This window comes from Bradyrhizobium sp. USDA 3364 (assembly GCF_054056355.1).
The window spans coordinates 3365969-3382347 of sequence record NZ_JBSRYG010000002.1 but is presented as its reverse complement, the minus strand read 5'-3'; the positions used below and the strand labels follow the sequence as shown (position 1 = coordinate 3382347).

The 16379-nt window shown below is 65.0% G+C and carries 13 protein-coding genes and 1 pseudogene; 6 read left to right on the top strand and 8 right to left on the bottom strand.

Annotated features, from left to right (window positions below):
• Nucleotides 1-20 precede the first annotated feature (20 nt).
• From ACVILL_RS15795 to ACVILL_RS15770, 6 genes are all read right to left on the bottom strand, one after another.
• The gene (locus ACVILL_RS15795) at nucleotides 21-1268 is read right to left on the bottom strand and encodes an acyl-CoA dehydrogenase (RefSeq protein ID WP_456729898.1); all 1248 of its coding nucleotides are present in this window, start codon (nucleotides 1266-1268) and stop codon (nucleotides 21-23) included.
• A gap of 13 nt (nucleotides 1269-1281) precedes the next feature.
• Nucleotides 1282-2409, bottom strand: a complete 1128-nt coding sequence (locus ACVILL_RS15790; protein ID WP_456729897.1) for an acyl-CoA dehydrogenase family protein — start codon at nucleotides 2407-2409, stop codon at nucleotides 1282-1284.
• Nucleotides 2410-2520: 111 nt separating this feature from the next.
• Entirely contained in the window at nucleotides 2521-4389 is a 1869-nt protein-coding gene (locus tag ACVILL_RS15785) for an AMP-binding protein (RefSeq protein WP_456729896.1), read from the bottom strand.
• A 41-nt stretch (nucleotides 4390-4430) separates the two neighbouring features.
• Nucleotides 4431-5237, bottom strand: a complete 807-nt coding sequence (locus tag ACVILL_RS15780) for an enoyl-CoA hydratase/isomerase family protein (protein WP_456729895.1) — start codon at nucleotides 5235-5237, stop codon at nucleotides 4431-4433.
• A gap of 186 nt (nucleotides 5238-5423) precedes the next feature.
• Nucleotides 5424-6182, bottom strand: a complete 759-nt coding sequence (locus tag ACVILL_RS15775; RefSeq protein ID WP_456729894.1) for an SDR family NAD(P)-dependent oxidoreductase — start codon at nucleotides 6180-6182, stop codon at nucleotides 5424-5426.
• Between the two features lie 45 nt (nucleotides 6183-6227).
• A complete protein-coding gene (locus ACVILL_RS15770; RefSeq protein ID WP_456729893.1) occupies nucleotides 6228-6893 on the bottom strand; it encodes a TetR family transcriptional regulator in 666 nt (221 codons plus the stop codon).
• 169 nt (nucleotides 6894-7062) lie between these two features.
• Here ACVILL_RS15770 and ACVILL_RS15765 point away from each other — a divergent pair, with 169 nt between their 5' ends.
• The gene (locus ACVILL_RS15765) at nucleotides 7063-8235 is read left to right on the top strand and encodes an acetyl-CoA C-acetyltransferase (protein ID WP_456729892.1); all 1173 of its coding nucleotides are present in this window, start codon (nucleotides 7063-7065) and stop codon (nucleotides 8233-8235) included.
• A gap of 172 nt (nucleotides 8236-8407) precedes the next feature.
• Nucleotides 8408-9952 (top strand): acyl-CoA synthetase, encoded by a 1545-nt coding sequence (locus ACVILL_RS15760; RefSeq protein WP_456729891.1) that lies wholly within the window; start codon nucleotides 8408-8410, stop codon nucleotides 9950-9952.
• Between the two features lie 238 nt (nucleotides 9953-10190).
• Here ACVILL_RS15760 and ACVILL_RS15755 read toward each other — a convergent pair whose 3' ends face one another.
• A complete protein-coding gene (locus tag ACVILL_RS15755) occupies nucleotides 10191-10697 on the bottom strand; it encodes a hypothetical protein (RefSeq protein WP_456729890.1) in 507 nt (168 codons plus the stop codon).
• Nucleotides 10698-10799: 102 nt separating this feature from the next.
• Between ACVILL_RS15755 and ACVILL_RS15750 the strand changes: the two are divergent.
• From ACVILL_RS15750 to ACVILL_RS15735, 4 genes and pseudogenes are all read left to right on the top strand, one after another.
• Nucleotides 10800-11961: pseudogene (locus tag ACVILL_RS15750) on the top strand (alpha/beta fold hydrolase).
• Between the two features lie 51 nt (nucleotides 11962-12012).
• Nucleotides 12013-12984: an iron exporter MbfA gene (gene mbfA / locus ACVILL_RS15745; RefSeq protein ID WP_456729889.1), complete on the top strand. Its 972-nt coding sequence runs from the start codon at nucleotides 12013-12015 to the stop codon at nucleotides 12982-12984.
• Between the two features lie 99 nt (nucleotides 12985-13083).
• Complete coding sequence (locus ACVILL_RS15740) at nucleotides 13084-14556, top strand: amidase (RefSeq protein ID WP_456729888.1); 1473 nt, start codon at nucleotides 13084-13086, stop codon at nucleotides 14554-14556.
• A gap of 195 nt (nucleotides 14557-14751) precedes the next feature.
• Nucleotides 14752-15105 (top strand): nuclear transport factor 2 family protein, encoded by a 354-nt coding sequence (locus ACVILL_RS15735; protein WP_456729887.1) that lies wholly within the window; start codon nucleotides 14752-14754, stop codon nucleotides 15103-15105.
• Between the two features lie 149 nt (nucleotides 15106-15254).
• On the opposite strand, the gene ACVILL_RS15730 is transcribed toward ACVILL_RS15735, so the two are convergent.
• Entirely contained in the window at nucleotides 15255-16343 is a 1089-nt protein-coding gene (locus ACVILL_RS15730) for a Zn-dependent alcohol dehydrogenase (protein WP_018269116.1), read from the bottom strand.
• Nucleotides 16344-16379: the final 36 nt, after the last annotated feature.

Below are 16379 nucleotides of genomic sequence, written 5' to 3'. Positions count from 1 at the left end.
GCGGCGCCCCGGAATGACGGCTAGTTTCTTCCCTTGGTCGGGATCTTGTTGAAGGGAACGTCCTTGTCGACCCTGATGTCGCCGGGCAGGCCGAGCACGCGCTCGGCGATGATGTTGCGCATGATCTCGTCGGTGCCGCCCTCGACGCGGGTGCCCGGCGCACGCAGCAGCATCGCCTGGAATTTGCCGGCGGCCTCGGCATCCTGCGGCCCGTTCAGCGCACCGGCGGCGCCCTGCAGATCGAGCGCGTAGGTCGCGACATCCTGGATCATCGAACCGGCGACCAGCTTGCCGATCGAATTCTCCGGTCCCGGGCGTTCGCCGCGCGACAGCGCGGAGATCGCGCGCATGCTGGTGTATTTCAGCCCGCTTGCCTTCACCGCCCAGTTCGCGAGCTTCGAGCGCACCGCACGGTTCTCGATCGCGGGGCCGTCCTCCAGCATCAGGCTGTTGCAGAAGTCGAACAGCTCGGGGAAGCCGGTGGCGACGCCGGCGCCGATCGACATGCGCTCGTTCATCAGCGTGGTCAGCGACACGTTCCAGCCGTCATTGACATTGCCGAGCCGCTGCGAGTCCGGAATGCGCACATCGGTGAAATAGACCTCGTTGAAGTCCGATGCGCCGCTGGCCTGCTTGATCGGCCGCACCTCGACGCCCGGGCTCTTCATGTCCAGGAAGAACATGGTGAGGCCCTTGTGCTTCGGCACGGTCGGATCGGTGCGGGTCAACAGGATGCCGTAATCGGAATAATGGGCGCCCGAAGTCCAGATCTTCTGGCCGTTGATCACCCATTCGTCGCCACGCTTCTCGGCGCGGGTACGCAGGCCGGCGACGTCGGAGCCGCCGGCGGGCTCGGAGAACAGCTGGCACCAGATCTTCTCGCCGGAAGCGAGCGGCGGCAGATATGTGCGCTTCTGCTCCTCGCCGGCGAACGCCATCATGGTCGGGCCGCACATGCCGTGGCCGATGATGAACATCGAACTGAGGCGGCCGAACGCGCCCTCCTCCTGCTGCCAGATCACGCGCTCGATCGGCGACGAGCCGCGGCCGCCATACTCCTTCGGCCAGTGCAGGCAGGCCCAGCCGGCGTCGGCCTTCTTCTTCTGCCAGGCCTTTGCGACCTCGAGGATGTTGGCGCCCTTGAGCGCAACGCGGCCGAGCGAGGCCTTGCGCAGCTCGTCCTCATATTGCTTCGGCGCATTGGCCGCGATCCAGGCTTTCGCCTCGGCGCGGAATGCGGCCTCCTGCGGGGTGTCGTCGAAGTTCATGACGGTCCCTCGCTTACGCCGCGTTCTTCTTGCGCATGCGGTCGATCAGCGCGTCTTCCCAATAGGACAGGCTGCCGAGACCGAGCGCCACCGCATTGGCGCGGCGATAGTACATGTGGCAATCGAACTCCCAGGTGAAGCCCATGCCGCCATGGACCTGGATGTTGTTCTTGGCGCAATGCTGGAACGCCTGCGTCGCGCTGATGCGCGCGGCGGCGGCCGCTTCCGGCAGCTCGCCGGCATTGGTCGAGAGTGCCCAGGCGCCGTAGTAGCAGTTCGAGCGCGCCAGCGTCGCCGAGACATACATGTCGGCCAGCATGTGCTTGACCGCCTGGAACGAGCCGATCGGGCGGCCGAAGGCGATACGGTCGAGCGCGTAGTCGCGGCCCATCTCCAGCGCGCGGTCGGCGCCGCCGACCTGCTCGAACGCCATCAACACGGCGGCGCGATCCAGCACCTGGGTGATCACGCTCCAGCCCTCGCCGGCCGCACCGAGCGGCTCGGCCTTGGCATCCTTGAAGGTGATCTCGGCCTGACCACGGGTCAGATCGATGTTGGTCAGCGACTTGACGTCGACGCCGCCGGCCTTGAGGTCGACGATGAACAAGGAGATGTCGGACTCGCGTCCGCTCGAACCGGTGCGCGCGGCGACCACGGCGAAATCGGCGATCGCGCCATCGGCGACAGGCTTTTTGACGCCATTGAGCACGCCGCCATTGGCCGTGACCTGGACCGCCTTCGGCGACGGATTGCCCTTGCCTTCGAACAGCGCCAGCGTGCCGATGACATCGCCGGATGCGATCTTCGGCAGCCATTTCTGCTTCTGCGCGTCGGTGCCCGCGATCAGGATCGCTTCGGCGGCGAGATAGACGGTGGAGGAGAACGGCACCGGCGCCAGCGCGCGGCCCATTTCCTCCGCGATCACGCAGAGCTCGAGATGGCCGGCGCCTGCGCCGCCGAACTGCTCCGGGATCGCGACGCCGAGGAAACCCATCTCGGCGAGGCCCTTCCACAGCGACTTGTCGTAAGGCGCCTTGCCGTCGAGCACCTCGCGCACGGCCTTCGGCGGGCACTGCTCGCTGAGGAACTTCCGCGCCTCGTCGCGCATCTGCTTTTGTTCGTCGGAGAAATCGAAATTCATGGCGTTTACCCGCGTTGCTGTTGTTGTTCGTGGGATGGGTGGAGCGAAGCGATACCCATCGGTTGTCTGGTTCGAGATGATGGGTTTCGCTGCGCTCTACCCATCCCACGATCAGTTCAAAATGATCACCTCGTCGCCGGGCGTGCCGGCATACAGCTTCTCCACCAGCGCGGCGCGGCGTTCGAGGCCGGCGCGCTGGTTGATGTAGCCCTTGTCGGTGAGCTCGTTGCCGTCGATCGATGGCGGCTCGACCATCAGCATCGCACGCGCGATCCGCATGCTGCTGCCGGTGGAGGACGCGTTGTGGGCCTGCAGGCCCTTTTCCAGACAGGCGATCACGTCCGGGTGCCGGATCACCTCCTCATAGCTCGCATCGGCTTTGCCGACGAGCTGGCGGCAAGCGTGCAGGTTCGGCCAGCACAGCAGGCCGATGAACTCGCGATCCTGCCCCGCAACCAGCGCGTCGTGCACGACCGGCGTCGCGGCGGCGATGGCATCGGTGCGCAGCGAGCCGACATGGACGAAGGTGCCGGTGGTGAGCTTGAAGTCCTCGACCACGCGGCCGGCAAAGATGATGCCCTGCAGCGGATCCTCGGGGTCGACGAACACGCCGGCATCGCCGATGCAGTAGAAGCCTTCCTCGTCGAACATCTTTGCGGTCAGCTCCGCCTGGCCGAAATAGCCCGGCGTGACGTTGACGCCGCGCAGCCGCAATTCGTATTTCGAGCCGCACGGCACCATCTTCAGCTCGACGCCGGGGAACGGCAGGCCGATCAGGCCGACGCGCTCGGTGTTCCAATAGGTGCCGGTCGAGGTCGGCGCGGTCTCGGTCGAGCCCCAGCCGGTGTAGAACACGATGCGTTCGCCCGTGGTCTTCACCGCCAGCGCCTGCATGCGGTCATAGAGATCGTCGGGCAGCCGGGCGCCGCCATAGGCCATGATCGAGAGGTTCTTGAAGAAGCTCTCGCACAGCGCCGCGTCCTTCTCCATTGCGGCCGCGAGCGCGGCGTAGCCGGCCGGCACGTTGGCGTAATAGGTCGGCGACACCTCGCGCAGATTGCGGATGGTCTCCTCGAGCTGGCCCGGCATCGGCCGGCCATCGTCGATATAGAGCGTGCCGCCGTCGACCAGCACCGGATTGAACGCGGCGTTGCCGCCCATGGTGTGATTCCACGGCATCCAGTCGAGCACGGTCGGGATCGGCCCCGCTGTCTCGCGCGGCCGCACCTGCATCATCATCGCCGCGTTGGCGCACATCATCTGCTGGGTGTTGATGACGGCCTTGGGCATGCCGGTCGAGCCCGAGGTGAACAGCAGCTTGCCAGTGGTGTCGGGCGCGATCTTCGCGATCGACTTGTCGACATCAGCCGTCACCGGCGTTGCCGCCAGATCGGCAAAGGCAATGCTCTTTATACCTTCGCAAGGACGCAGGACGTGGACGACCGTGATGCCGGTGAGGTCGATCGCCCTGAGCGCCTTCTCGAAGGCAGGTCCATCCTGCACCATCACGACGGCCGGCTTGATCAGGTTGAACAAATATTTGAGCTTGAGATGATCCTGGCTCATCAGCGAGTAGGCCGGCGACACCGGCGCCGCCGGCAACCGCGCCTGCATCGCGGCCTGCGTCATCAGCGCGTGCTCGATCGAATTGCCCGAGAGGATCGCGACGGGCCTGCCGTCGGCAATGCCGAGATTGAGCAGGCCTTGCGTCAGCGCATCGACGGTGCGCTTGGCTTCACCATAGGAGACCTTGCGCCACCGCCGCTCGGGGCCGCCGCGTTGCGCCAGCCAGATGCGCTCCGGTGCCTGCGTCGCCCATTTGGCGAGATAGGCCGGGATGTGCGTCTCGTAGGGCTGGAGCGGAATCCGCGACTTCAGGACGACGGTGCCGTCGGCGCGCCGCTCGACTGCGATGTCGCGTGCGAGCCAATCCACCTTGCGAAAGGCAGGTTTCGTCAGCATCGCAGCGTCTCCATCCATTTTGCGCCTCCCGGAATTCTCGTCCTTTAAAGGATCTGTTCTCAGCGCCTGATATAGACAGGCTTTCGTTTCTCGAGGAAGGCCCTGATGCCCTCCTGGAAATCCTCCGAGCGGCTGCACAGCACCTGATTGCGATCCTCCATCGCAATCACCGCCTCGATCGAGCCGGCATCGACGCTCATATTGATGCATTCCTTCGAGAGGCGGAGACCGACCGGTGAGGCCGTCATCATCGCGTCGACATAGGGATTGGCTGCGGCGTCGAGATCGCCGGCCTCGACGACTTCAGATACGAGACCGACGGCAAGCGCGCGATCCGCGTTGATGAAGCGTCCGGTGAGGATCAGCTCTGACGCAACTGAGACGCCGACGAGCCGCGGCAGGAAATAGCTGGTGCCGATATCGCAGCCCCCCAAGCCGAGCTTGATGAAGGCGCAGTTCATCCGCGCGTTCTTCGCCGCGATGCGGATGTCGGCGGCGAGCGCCAGCGCAAAGCCGCCGCCGGCGGCCGCGCCCTGCACCAGCGCGATGATCGGTTGCGGACAGCGCCGCATCAGCATCACGATGTCGGCAATGCGGCGCTGCGAGTCCAGGGATTCAGTGACGCCGGGCGGCTCGGCCTGCCCGCCGCGCCGCGCCGTCGCGTGCTTGAGGTCGAGCCCGGCGCAGAAATTCGCACCGGCGCCCTTCAGCACCACGACGCGGGTGTCGCGATTGCGCTGCAGGCCCTGGAAATAGACGTTGAGCGCGTCGATCAGCGACGGATCGAGTGCGTTCAGGCTTTCCGGGCGATTGAGCGTGACCCAATCTGTTCCGTCGTGGTGTTCGATCAGCAGCGGTTGAGACACGCGTCACTCCTGCATCTGCGAAAGCGGTGCCGGTTATTGCGCCCTCTCCCCTTGCGGGAGAGGGCATGTACGGACGTGCCGCGTGCTCACTGCGGAGAGGGGTGTTCGCGGAGGCAACCCTCTCCCGGCAGCCTTCGCTGCCGCCCCTCCCCCGCAAGGGGGGAGGGCAAGAGGCGGAATTCGCCGCTAGCGCGGCGCCATGCGGATGGCGCCGTCGAGACGGATGGTTTCGCCGTTGAGCATCGGGTTCTCGACGATGTGGACGGCGAGGTTGCCGTACTCGCTGGCGTCGCCGAGGCGGGCCGGATGCGGCACCTGGGCGCCGAGACTCTTGCGCGCTTCTTCGTTCAGACCCATCAGCAGCGGCGTCAGGAACAGGCCCGGCGCGATGGTGTTGACGCGGATCTTCAGGCTGGCGAGGTCGCGGGCGGCCGGCAGCGTGAGGCCGACGACGCCGCCCTTTGAGGCCGAATAGGCGATCTGGCCGATCTGGCCTTCATAGGCCGCGACGGAAGCGGTGTTGATGACGACGCCGCGCTCCTCGCCGATGGTCTCGGCGGTGGCGAGCCGCTCGGCGAACAGGCGCAGCACGTTGAACGTGCCGATCAGATTGACGTTGATGATACGGACGAACTTGGCCAGCGGATAGACGCCGTCCTTGCCGACGATGCGCTGCGAGCCGCCGATGCCGGCGCAGTTCATCAGCACGCGCGCGATGCCGTGCGCGGCCTCGGCCTTGGCGATAACAGCCTTGATCGCTTCCTCGTCGGTGACGTCGGCGTGCAGGGCAACGCCCTTCACTTCGGCCGCAACCTTCTCGGCGTTCTCCTTGTTCTGGTCGATCACACCGATCTTGGCGCCCTTGGCGGCCATGGCGCGCGCGGTCGCGGCACCGAGGCCGGAGCCGCCGCCGGTGATGAGAACGGCAACGTCTTTCAACTGCATGCGTACAACCTTTCCTTGGGCGTTTCTTCTCTAGACTTGAACTTGTTATCCGGCGGCGGCCGCCGCCGTTTCCTTATCGGGATTGAGCACGCCGCCGAAGATCAAGGCTTCCATGTGCTTGATGTATTCGCGGCAGACCTCGTCGGTGACCGGACCGACGCCGACCGCACGCGACATCGCGTGGCGGCCGAAGAACAGGTGATCGCAGGCGCCGATCAGGCTGGTGTAGAACAGCACCGGATCGATCTTGCGGAATTCGCCGGCCTTGATGCCTTCGGCGAGCAAGCGACGGTGAAAATCCAGCAGCGGCGCGACGAAGAATTTCGACACCTCGTCGGCTGCGCCCGGCGAGCTCTCGTGCAGCAGATAATGGATCAGCCGGTTCATATAGGGGAACTGGTGATAGGCGCGGATGATCCCGCCGATATGCAGGCGCAGCTTCGCGGACGGCGTGATCGGCTGGCTGATCAGATATTCGAGCTGCGATATCTCGGTGGCGGCGTCGCGCGCCAGCAGCGCCAGCAACAACCCGTCCTTGTTGCCGAAATGATATTTCACCAGCGCGGCGTTGACGCCCGACTTCTGCGCGATGTCGGACAGCGAGACTTCGATCGAGGCGCGCTCGATCATCAGCTCGCTGGCTGCGACCAATAGCTTGTCGGCGGTGGCGTTTTTGCCGGCCGGAAGTTTCGTCGGTACGCTGGTATTCAACTGCGCTCTGGTCCCGCTGGTCCTGGACGGTCAATCGAGGCCGCACATAAGCCCATGGCGGGGCTGCACTCAAGAGTTAATTGATTGATTGACTAAATGCTGAGCTGTCCCTTAAATCCGGCCCAACTTCCAAGAACCGCCCAATCCAGAAACATCAGGGAGATCAGACATGGCCGAGGCATATATCGTCGCCGCCGCTCGCACCGCGGGCGGCCGCAAGGGAGGGCGTCTCGCCGGCTGGCATCCGGCGGATCTGGCCGCCACCGTGCTCGACGCGCTGGTCGAGCGATCAGGTGCCGACCCCGCCCAGGTCGAGGACGTGATCATGGGCTGCGTGATGCAGACCGGCGAGCAATCCACCAACATCGCGCGCAACGCGGTGATGGCCTCGAAGCTGCCGGAGAGCGTGCCTGCGACCTCGATCGACCGGCAGTGCGGCTCCTCGCAGCAGGCGCTGCACTTCGCGGCGCAGGCCGTGATGTCTGGCACCATGGACTGCGTGATCGCCGCCGGCGTGGAATCGATGACCCGCGTGCCGATGGGGCTAGCCTCCTCGCTGCCCGCCAAGAACGGCTTCGGCCACTACAAGAGCCCGGGTATCGAGGCGAAGTATCCCAACATCGTCTTCAGCCAGTTCACCGGCGCGGAGATGATGGCCGAGAAGTACGGCCTGTCGAAGGATGAGCTCGACGAATATTCCTATGACAGCCATCAGCGTGCGATCGCGGCGACGCAAGCCGGTCACTTCAAGGACGAGATCGTGCCGGTGACAATCACCCGCGCCGACGGCTCGATCGACACCCACCACATCGACGAAGGCATCCGCTTCGATGCCAGCCTCGACGGCATCAAGGGCGTCAAGCTGATCGCCGAGAACGGCAAGCTGACCGCCGCCAGCGCCAGCCAGATCTGCGACGGCGCCTCCGGCGTCATGGTCGTCAACGAGAAGGGCCTCAAGGCGCTGGGCGTCAAGCCGATGGCGCGCATCCATCACCTCACCATGATCGGCGGCGATCCCGTCATCATGCTGGAGGCGCCGCTGCCGGCGACCCAGCGCGCGCTGCAAAAGACCGGCATGAAGATCGACGACATCGACCTGTTCGAGGTCAACGAGGCCTTCGCCTCGGTGCCGACCGCGTGGCTGAAGACCACCGGCGCCGATCCGGCCCGCCTCAACGTCAATGGCGGTGCGATCGCGCTCGGCCATCCGCTCGGCGGCTCCGGCACCAAGCTGATGACCACGCTGCTGCATGCCTTGAAGCAGCGCAACAAGCGCTACGGCCTGCAGACCATGTGCGAAGGCGGCGGCATGGCCAACGTCACCATCGTCGAACGGCTGTAAGAAGCAGAGCGCTTCCACATTAATGGTGTCGTCCCGGCGAAAGCCGGGACCCATAACCACAAATGTGCGTGGTTATAGCGGGCTGGAGCCCCAGCTCGTTTCAACAATTTAGATCGGTGGTTATGGGTCCCGGCTTTCGCCGGGACGACCACTTTGTTTTTGGCGAGCACTAATGACCCATCCGTCGATCCACGCGCGCAACACCCCGAACAAGATCGCCTACCAGATGGCGGGCAGCGGCAAGGCGATCACCTATCGCGAGCTCGACGAGCTCTCGAACCAGGGCGCGCACCTGTTCCGCTCTCTCGGCCTGAAGGCCGGCGACCACATCGCGCTGCTGATGGAGAACCGCCTCGCCTTCATGGAGATCTGCTGGGCCGCGCAGCGCTCGGGGCTTTATTACACGGCGATCAGCCGCTACCTGACCGAAGAGGAGATCGCCTACATCATCAAAGACTGCGGAGCGAAGGTGTTCATCACCACGCCGCAATGTGCCGACAAGGTGAAGGGCCTGATCAAGGGCGAGGTCGGCGAACCGCTGTTCTACATGATGGACGAGCCCGCAGCGGGCTTCCGCTCCTATGACAAGGAGGCCGCCGCGCAGCCGACCACGCCGGTGGCCGACGAGGTCGCCGGCTACGACATGCTGTATTCCTCCGGCACCACCGGCCGGCCCAAGGGCATCAAGAAGGAGTTCGAGGGCAACCGGATCGACGTGCCGAACCCGTTCCTGCGGATTCTCACCGCCGACATGTGCGGCATGAACGCCGACAGCGTGTATCTGTCGCCGGCGCCGCTCTATCACGCGGCCCCCCTGCGCTTCAACATGATGGCAACCGTGCTCGGCGGCACCTCCGTCATCATGGAGCATTTCGACGCCGAGGAATTTTTGAAGCAGGTCGAGAAGCACAAGGTGACGCAGTCGCAGCTGGTGCCGACCATGTTCGTGCGCATGCTCAAGCTGCCCGACGAAGTGCGCGCCCGCTACAAGGTCTCCTCGCTGAAGGGCGCGATCCACGCCGCGGCACCCTGCCCGGTCGACGTAAAAGCCAAGATGATCGAGTGGTGGGGACCGATCCTGATCGAGTATTACGCCGGCTCGGAAGGCAACGGCGTCACCGTCTCGACCTCGCAGCAATGGCTGACCCATCGCGGCACGGTCGGCCGCGCCGTGGTCGGCAAGGTCAAGATCCTCGACGAGAACGACGAGGAGGCGCCGACGGGGCAGATCGGCCAGGTCTATTTCGCCGACGCGCCCGCGTTCAGCTATCACAACGATCCCGAGAAGACGAAGAAGGCCTATAACGCCAAGGGCTGGTCGACGCTCGGCGATGTCGGCTATCTCGACGAAGAAGGCTTCCTCTACTTGACCGACCGCAAGAGCTACATGATCATCTCCGGCGGCGTGAACATCTACCCGCAGGAGACCGAGGACGTGCTGATCACACACCCCGCCGTCTCCGACGTCGCGGTGTTCGGCGTGCCGAACGAGGAGATGGGCGAAGAGGTCAAGGCCGTGGTGCAGCCGCACGACATCACCAAGGCCGGCAAGGAGCTCGAGGCCGAGCTGATCGCGTTCTGCCGCCAGCACCTGTCGCCGATCAAATGCCCGAAGAGCATCGACTTCGAGCAGGAGCTGCCGCGTACGCCGACCGGCAAGCTGGTAAAGCGGCATCTGCGCGACCGCTACTGGCCGAAGGCAGCAGCAAAGGCGTGAATCTTCGGCCTTTCACCGGAGGTGCCTCTTATCCTCCCCTGGAGGGGGAGGATCGGTTCGCATGAAATGCGAACCGAGGTGGGGTGACAGCCTGTCGGCTCGGGCTCTGCCCGTGTTGAGAGATCACCCCACCCCGCCTCACATCTCGCTGCGCTCGCCGTGAGCCGACCCTCCCCCTCCAGGGGAGAGTGAAGGACGGATGACGCTTCCCCGTCTCCAATTCTGCCGCTATGCAGCACTACAACCCCTCCGCCGGCTCGCACGCGGCGGAGGCCGTGGCGCGGAGATGCAGTTGGCCGTGCTTACCGGTTGCCGTGGTGGTCCACTGCGCATCGATCTGCTGCAAATCTTGCGACAGCTTGCCGCGATGGCTGCCCTCGGCCTCGAACGCCGCGTCGCTATCGGGCGGCCGTTCGAAGATCTCGACCTCGAGATCGGACAGCCGGATGAACATCTGCACGCCGATCTTGGTCACGTGGCGGCCGGTCTCGTATGAACCGCAGCCGCGCGCTTCCGCATTCAGCTCGTTCAAGGGACGAATCCTGTCGAAGGTGATGACGACGTTCTGCACCGTGGTGTCGCCGTCCCACACGAATTCACCGATATAGGCGCGCGGCAGTTTTTCGGTCAGCTCCTTGATGTCGGCGGCACGCACCGCCGACATCAGCACCAGGCCGGCGGCCGCGATCGTCAAACCGAAACGCGACATCCGGCCGGGCAGCCCTGCAATCCTCGCGTGGCGCATGCGGTATGCATCCCCTGGGCAAAGTTGCTATCGTGAAATAATGCGCGCCAGCATACAGCCAAATGCGCTGGTTGTGCGGCGATGCCAAACAGGTGATCTCAGATGGAAGCCCTCCCCGACGTCCCGCTGCCCGCCACCATCCGCTCGCGCTATGTCGACGGGATCAACGGCCTCTCCATGCATGTGCTCGAAGCAGGCTTCGAGACCTCCGGCCGTCCCTGCCTGTTGCTGCTGCACGGCTTTCCGGAGCTGGCATTTTCCTGGCGCAAGGTGATGCCGAAGCTTGCCGCTGCCGGCTATCACGTGATCGCGCCCGACCAGCGCGGCTATGGCCGCACCACGGGCTGGAGCGGGGATTATGACGGCGACCTCGCATCATTTCGCCTGCCCAATCTGGTGCGCGACGCGCTCGGGCTGGTCGCCGCGTTCGGCTACACGCATGTCGATGCCGTGATCGGTCACGATTTCGGCTCGTCGGTCGCGGCGTGGTGCGCGCTGATCCGTCCCGACGTGTTCCGCACGGTGGTGATGATGAGCGCGCCGTTCGGAGGGCCGCCGTCGCTGCCGTTCAACACCGCGAACGTGCCGGCGAAGTCCACGACTGAAGACCCCGTGCATCGCGAGCTCGCCGCGCTGCCGCGGCCGCGCAAGCATTACCAATGGTACTATTCGACGTATCAGGCCAATGCCGACATGCATCGCGCGCCGCAGGGCGTGCACGACTTCCTGCGCGCCTATTATCACCACAAGAGCGCGGACTGGAAGGACAACAAGCCCTACCGGCTGGAGTCGTGGTCGGCGGGCGAACTGGCAAAACTGCCGACCTATTACGTGATGGATCACGCCAGGGACATCGCCGCAACCGTGGCCGAGGAGATGCCGTCGCGCGAGGCGATCGCCGCCAACACGTGGCTGCCGGACCGCGAGCTCGCATTTTACAGCGCGGAGTATCAGCGCACGGGATTCCAGGGTGGGCTGCAATGGTATCGTTGCGGCACGTCAGGCGCGTTCACTCCGGAATTGCAGACCTGGAGCGGCCGCACTATCGACCAGCCATCCGCCTTCATCTCGGGCAAGCAGGATTGGGGCACCTATCAGCGGCCCGGGGTGTTCGAGGCGATGCAGACCAGGGCCTGCACCAACATGATCGGCTGCCATCTGGTCGACGGCGCCGGGCATTGGGTGCAGGCAGGAGCAGCCGGACGAGGTTAGCCGGCTGTTGCTGCAATTTCTCGGCAAGGCCGATGAATTGAACCGTAGATGACGCCGCCTATATAGTTTAGAATAGTTCTAAACTTGGGTTGAGGCGTCATCCGTGAAGAATTTTGCCGATTTGACCGAGCGCGAGGTGCTGGCCGTTGCGATTGCCTCCGAGGAGGAAGACAGCCGCATCTACATGTCCTTCGCCGAGGACCTTGCCGGCCGCTATCCTGATACCGCAAAGATCTTCGAGGAGATGGCGGAGGAGGAGCGCGGCCATCGCCACCGCCTGCTTGAAACCTACGAGCAGCGCTTCGGCGCGCATCTGCCGCCGATCCGGCGCGAGGACGTCAAAGGCTTCCTGCGCCGTCGCCCGATCTGGCTGACCAAGAACCTGCCGCTCGACACCATCCGCAGGGAAGTCGAGACCATGGAGCTGGAAGCCGAGCGCTTCTATGCCAAGGCGGCGGAGAAGGCCGAGGATACCGGCGTACGCCGCCTGCTCGGCGATCTCGCCGAAGAGGAGAAGGGCCACGAGAAACTCGCCGTCAAGCTGACCGGCGAGATCCTCAAGCCCGATGTGCGCGCCGAGGAAGACCGCACGCGGCGGCGGATGTTCGTGCTGCAATATGTGCAGCCGGGCCTCGCCGGATTGATGGACGGCTCGGTCTCGACGCTGGCGCCGCTGTTCGCAGCCGCCTTCGCCACGCATCACAACTGGCAGACCTTTCTGGTCGGTCTCGCCGCCTCGATCGGTGCCGGCATCAGCATGGGCTTTGCCGAGGCGCTGTCCGACGACGGCTCGCTGACCGGCCGCGGCTCGCCCTGGCTACGCGGCCTGACCTGCGGATTGATGACGACGCTCGGCGGCCTCGGCCACACCATTCCCTATCTCGTGCCCGACGCCTGGCCGAACGCGTTCTGGATCGCGACCGCGATCGCAGGGATCGTGGTGTTCTTCGAATTGTGGGCGATCGCCTTCATCCGCTCGCGCTACATGGACACACCGTTCCTGCAGGCGGTGTTCCAGATCGTGCTCGGCGGCGCGATCGTGCTCGCGGTCGGCATATTGATCGGCGCGGCGTAGCAATTCCGATCAAACACGGCCGCGATGCCGCAGCTACAGCGCTTGCGGGCGGCAGCCAAACTGCCCATCATCGCGCCAACAACAAACCGGGAGCACGCCGTGGCCAAATCGCAATACAGTTTCAAGACCGCCGTCGAATTGTCGAAGGCGCTGCGCGACAAGCAGGTTTCCGCCGTCGAGCTCGCCGAAGATACGATCGGCCGCATCGAGCGCCATGACGGCAAGGTCAACGCGGTGTGCGTGCGCGATTTCGAGCGCGGCCTCGCCGCTGCCCGCGCCGCCGACGCCGCGATCGCGCGCGGCGAGCACAAGCCATTGGCCGGCATTCCCATGACGGTGAAGGAATCCTTCAACGTCGCGGGATTGCCGACCACCTGGGGCTTCCTGCCGCACAAGGACTTCACACCGACCGAGGACGCGCTTCCGATCACGCGCGTGAAGGACGCCGGCGGCGTGATCCTCGGCAAGACCAACGTACCGGTCGGGCTCGCCGACTGGCAGAGCTACAACGAGATCTACGGCACCACCAACAATCCCTACGACCTCGGCCGCACGCCCGGCGGCTCCTCCGGCGGATCGTCGGCGGCGCTCGCCGCGGGCTATGGCGCGCTGTCGCTCGGCTCCGACATCGGCGGCTCGCTGCGCGTGCCGGGCTTCCACTGCGGCATCTATGCGCACAAGCCGACCTTCAATTTGCTGGCGTCGCGCGGCCACACCGCGCCACCGGCTCCGCCGATCATCTACGAGCGCGATCTCGCGGTGATCGGGCCGATGGCGCGTGGCGCCGCCGACCTCGCACTGCTGCTCGACGTGATGGCCGGCCCTGATCCGCTCGATATCGGCAAGGCCTACAAGCTCGACCTGCCGGCGGCGCGCCACACGAACTTGAAGGATTTCCGAATCCTCGTCATCGACACCGATCCGGTGCTGCCGACCGACAGAGCGGTTCGCGGCAGCATCGACAAGCTCGCCAGCAATCTCGACAAGGCCGGTGTGAAGATTTCGCGATCGAGCCCGCTGCTGCCGGACTTCGCGGCGTCATCGCGGCTCTACATGCGGATGCTGTTGTCGTTCCTCGCCGCGACCTTCCCGCCGGAGGTCTATGCCGGCGCCTGCGCCGCGGCGGCCGCACTGCCGGCCGGCGACACCAGCCTGCAGGCCGAGCGGCTGCGCGGCATCGCGCTCAGCCATCGCGACTGGGTGCAAGCGACCTATGCTCGCTCGCGGCTGTGCGCGCAATGGCGCGAGCTGTTCAAATCGTTCGACGCGGTGATCTGCCCGATCATGCCGACCCCGGCCTATCCGCACGATCACGCGCCCGACCAGGAGCAACGGCGGATCTCGATCGACGGCGTGCCGCACGTCTACACCGACCAGCTCGCATGGCCCGGCATCGCGACCCTGCCCGGCCTGCCCGCGACCGCAATCCCGACCGGCTTTGCGCCTGACGGATTGCCGGTCGGCGTGCAGATCATCGGCCCGTGGCTGGAGGATCGCACGCCGCTGAAACTCGCCGAGTTGATCGAGCGCGAGTTCGGCGGCTTCGTGCCGCCGAAGATGTTCGACGATTGATCGAACCGTCATTGCGGGGCATCACCGTCATGCTAAGGAGGCCGCGTAGCGGCCGTCTCGAAGCACGACGGCCCAGCTGGTGGCCGTACATCCTTCGAGACGCCGCTTCGCGGCTCCTCAGGATGACGGTATCGAGAACGCTGCTACTCCGCTCACACAGCAATGACAAACAACCGAACCGATGAGGAACCGAAAATGAGCACGGACCTCGAGGAGCTGACAAAGCTCAACAAGGATTACGTCGACTCGGTGCAGAACTGCGACGTCAAGCGTTTCGACGAAATCCTGGCGCAGGACTTCTACTGCACCAATCCCGACAAGAGCCTGGTCGATCGCGCGGCCTTCCTGAAGCAGACGGCGATCCCGGTGAAGATCAAGGGCCTGAAGGCCGAGGACGTCAAGATCCGGATCCTCGGCGATTTCGCCATCATCCATGCCCGGACGAGCTACACCACCGCCGACGGTGAGCAGGCCTACGGCCGCTACACCGACTGCTGGGCGCGGCAGAACGGCAAATGGCTTGCGGTGTCCGCGCACGTCGCGCGGTGAGCCTGGACATACCCTCAACCGTCGTCCCGGCGAAGGCCGGGACCCATTACCACAGCTGTCTGTGTGGTGAAGAAAGTAAGTCGTCCACCTGCGTGCCCAAAGCAAGGCCGCGGCGTATGGGTCCCGGCATACGCCGGGACGACACACAATCAGCTGTCGAACATGATCACGCTGCGCAGCGTCTTGCCGGCCTTCATGTTGGCGAAGCCCTCGTTGATCTCGGAAAGCTTCAGCTTGGCCGAGATCCAGTCTTCCAGATGCAGCTTGCCGCGCATGTAGAAGTCGACCAGGCGCGGCATGTCGACGCGGAAGTGGTTGGAGCCCATCGACGAACCCTGGATGCGGCGCTCGCGCAAGAAGTCAAAGCCGTGCAGCTCGATCTTCTGGCCGAACGGGATCATGCCGACGATGGTCGCGGTGCCGCCCGCCGCCAGCATGGCGAAGGCCTGCTCGGCGGTGTCCTTGCGGCCGAGCACCTCGAAGGAGTGCTGCACGCCACCGCCGGTGAGCTCGCGCACCTGCTGCACGACGTCGCCGCGGGCCGGATCGACGATGTCGGTGGCGCCGAGTTTTGTGGCGAGCTGCAGCTTGGCCGGATTGGTGTCGATCGCGATGATGCGGCCGGCGCCGGCGATCTGCGCGCCGTTGATCGCCGCCATGCCGACGCCGCCGCAGCCGATCACGGCCACGGTCTCGCCCGCCGTCACCTTCGCGGTGTTCACCACGGCGCCGTAACCGGTGATGACGCCGCAGCCGATCAGCGCGGCGAGATCGAGCGGCATCTCCTTCTTGATTTTCACGATGGCGTTCTCGTGCACCAGCATCTGCTCGGCGAACGACGACAGGTTGAGGAACTGGTTGAGCTTCTCCTTCCTGCCCCACGACAGCCGGTTGGAGGCGCCGGGCAGCATCTTCACCGTGGTGTCGGTGCACAGCACGGTGCGGCCGGTGGTGCAATTGTCGCAGGTGCCGCAGAACACCGACAGGCAGGTGACGACGTGATCGCCGGGCTTCACGTAATTGACGTCGGAGCCGACCTTCTCGACCACGCCGGCCGATTCATGGCCGAGCACGGCGGGCAGCGGATGCGGGTAGAGTCCTTCCATGAAGTGCAGGTCGGAATGACAGAGGCCCGCGACCGCGGTGCGGATCAGGACCTCGCGCGGCCCCGGATTGGGCACGCTGACATCCTCGATCACCAGCGGCTGATTGACTTCATGCAGGACGGCGGCCTTCATCGGAATTTCCTCTCATGTTTTTCTATTACGCACGCT

Coding starts and splice junctions, on each gene's coding strand:
- ACVILL_RS15795 (WP_456729898.1), bottom strand. CDS start 1,268: ATGAACTTCGACGACACCCCGCAGGAGGCCGCATTCCGCGCCGAGGCG.
- ACVILL_RS15790 (WP_456729897.1), bottom strand. CDS start 2,409: ATGAATTTCGATTTCTCCGACGAACAAAAGCAGATGCGCGACGAGGCG.
- ACVILL_RS15785 (WP_456729896.1), bottom strand. CDS start 4,389: ATGGATGGAGACGCTGCGATGCTGACGAAACCTGCCTTTCGCAAGGTG.
- ACVILL_RS15775 (WP_456729894.1), bottom strand. CDS start 6,182: ATGCAGTTGAAAGACGTTGCCGTTCTCATCACCGGCGGCGGCTCCGGC.
- ACVILL_RS15765 (WP_456729892.1), top strand. CDS start 7,063: ATGGCCGAGGCATATATCGTCGCCGCCGCTCGCACCGCGGGCGGCCGC.
- ACVILL_RS15760 (WP_456729891.1), top strand. CDS start 8,408: ATGACCCATCCGTCGATCCACGCGCGCAACACCCCGAACAAGATCGCC.
- ACVILL_RS15755 (WP_456729890.1), bottom strand. CDS start 10,697: ATGCGCCACGCGAGGATTGCAGGGCTGCCCGGCCGGATGTCGCGTTTC.
- ACVILL_RS15735 (WP_456729887.1), top strand. CDS start 14,752: ATGAGCACGGACCTCGAGGAGCTGACAAAGCTCAACAAGGATTACGTC.
- ACVILL_RS15730 (WP_018269116.1), bottom strand. CDS start 16,343: ATGAAGGCCGCCGTCCTGCATGAAGTCAATCAGCCGCTGGTGATCGAG.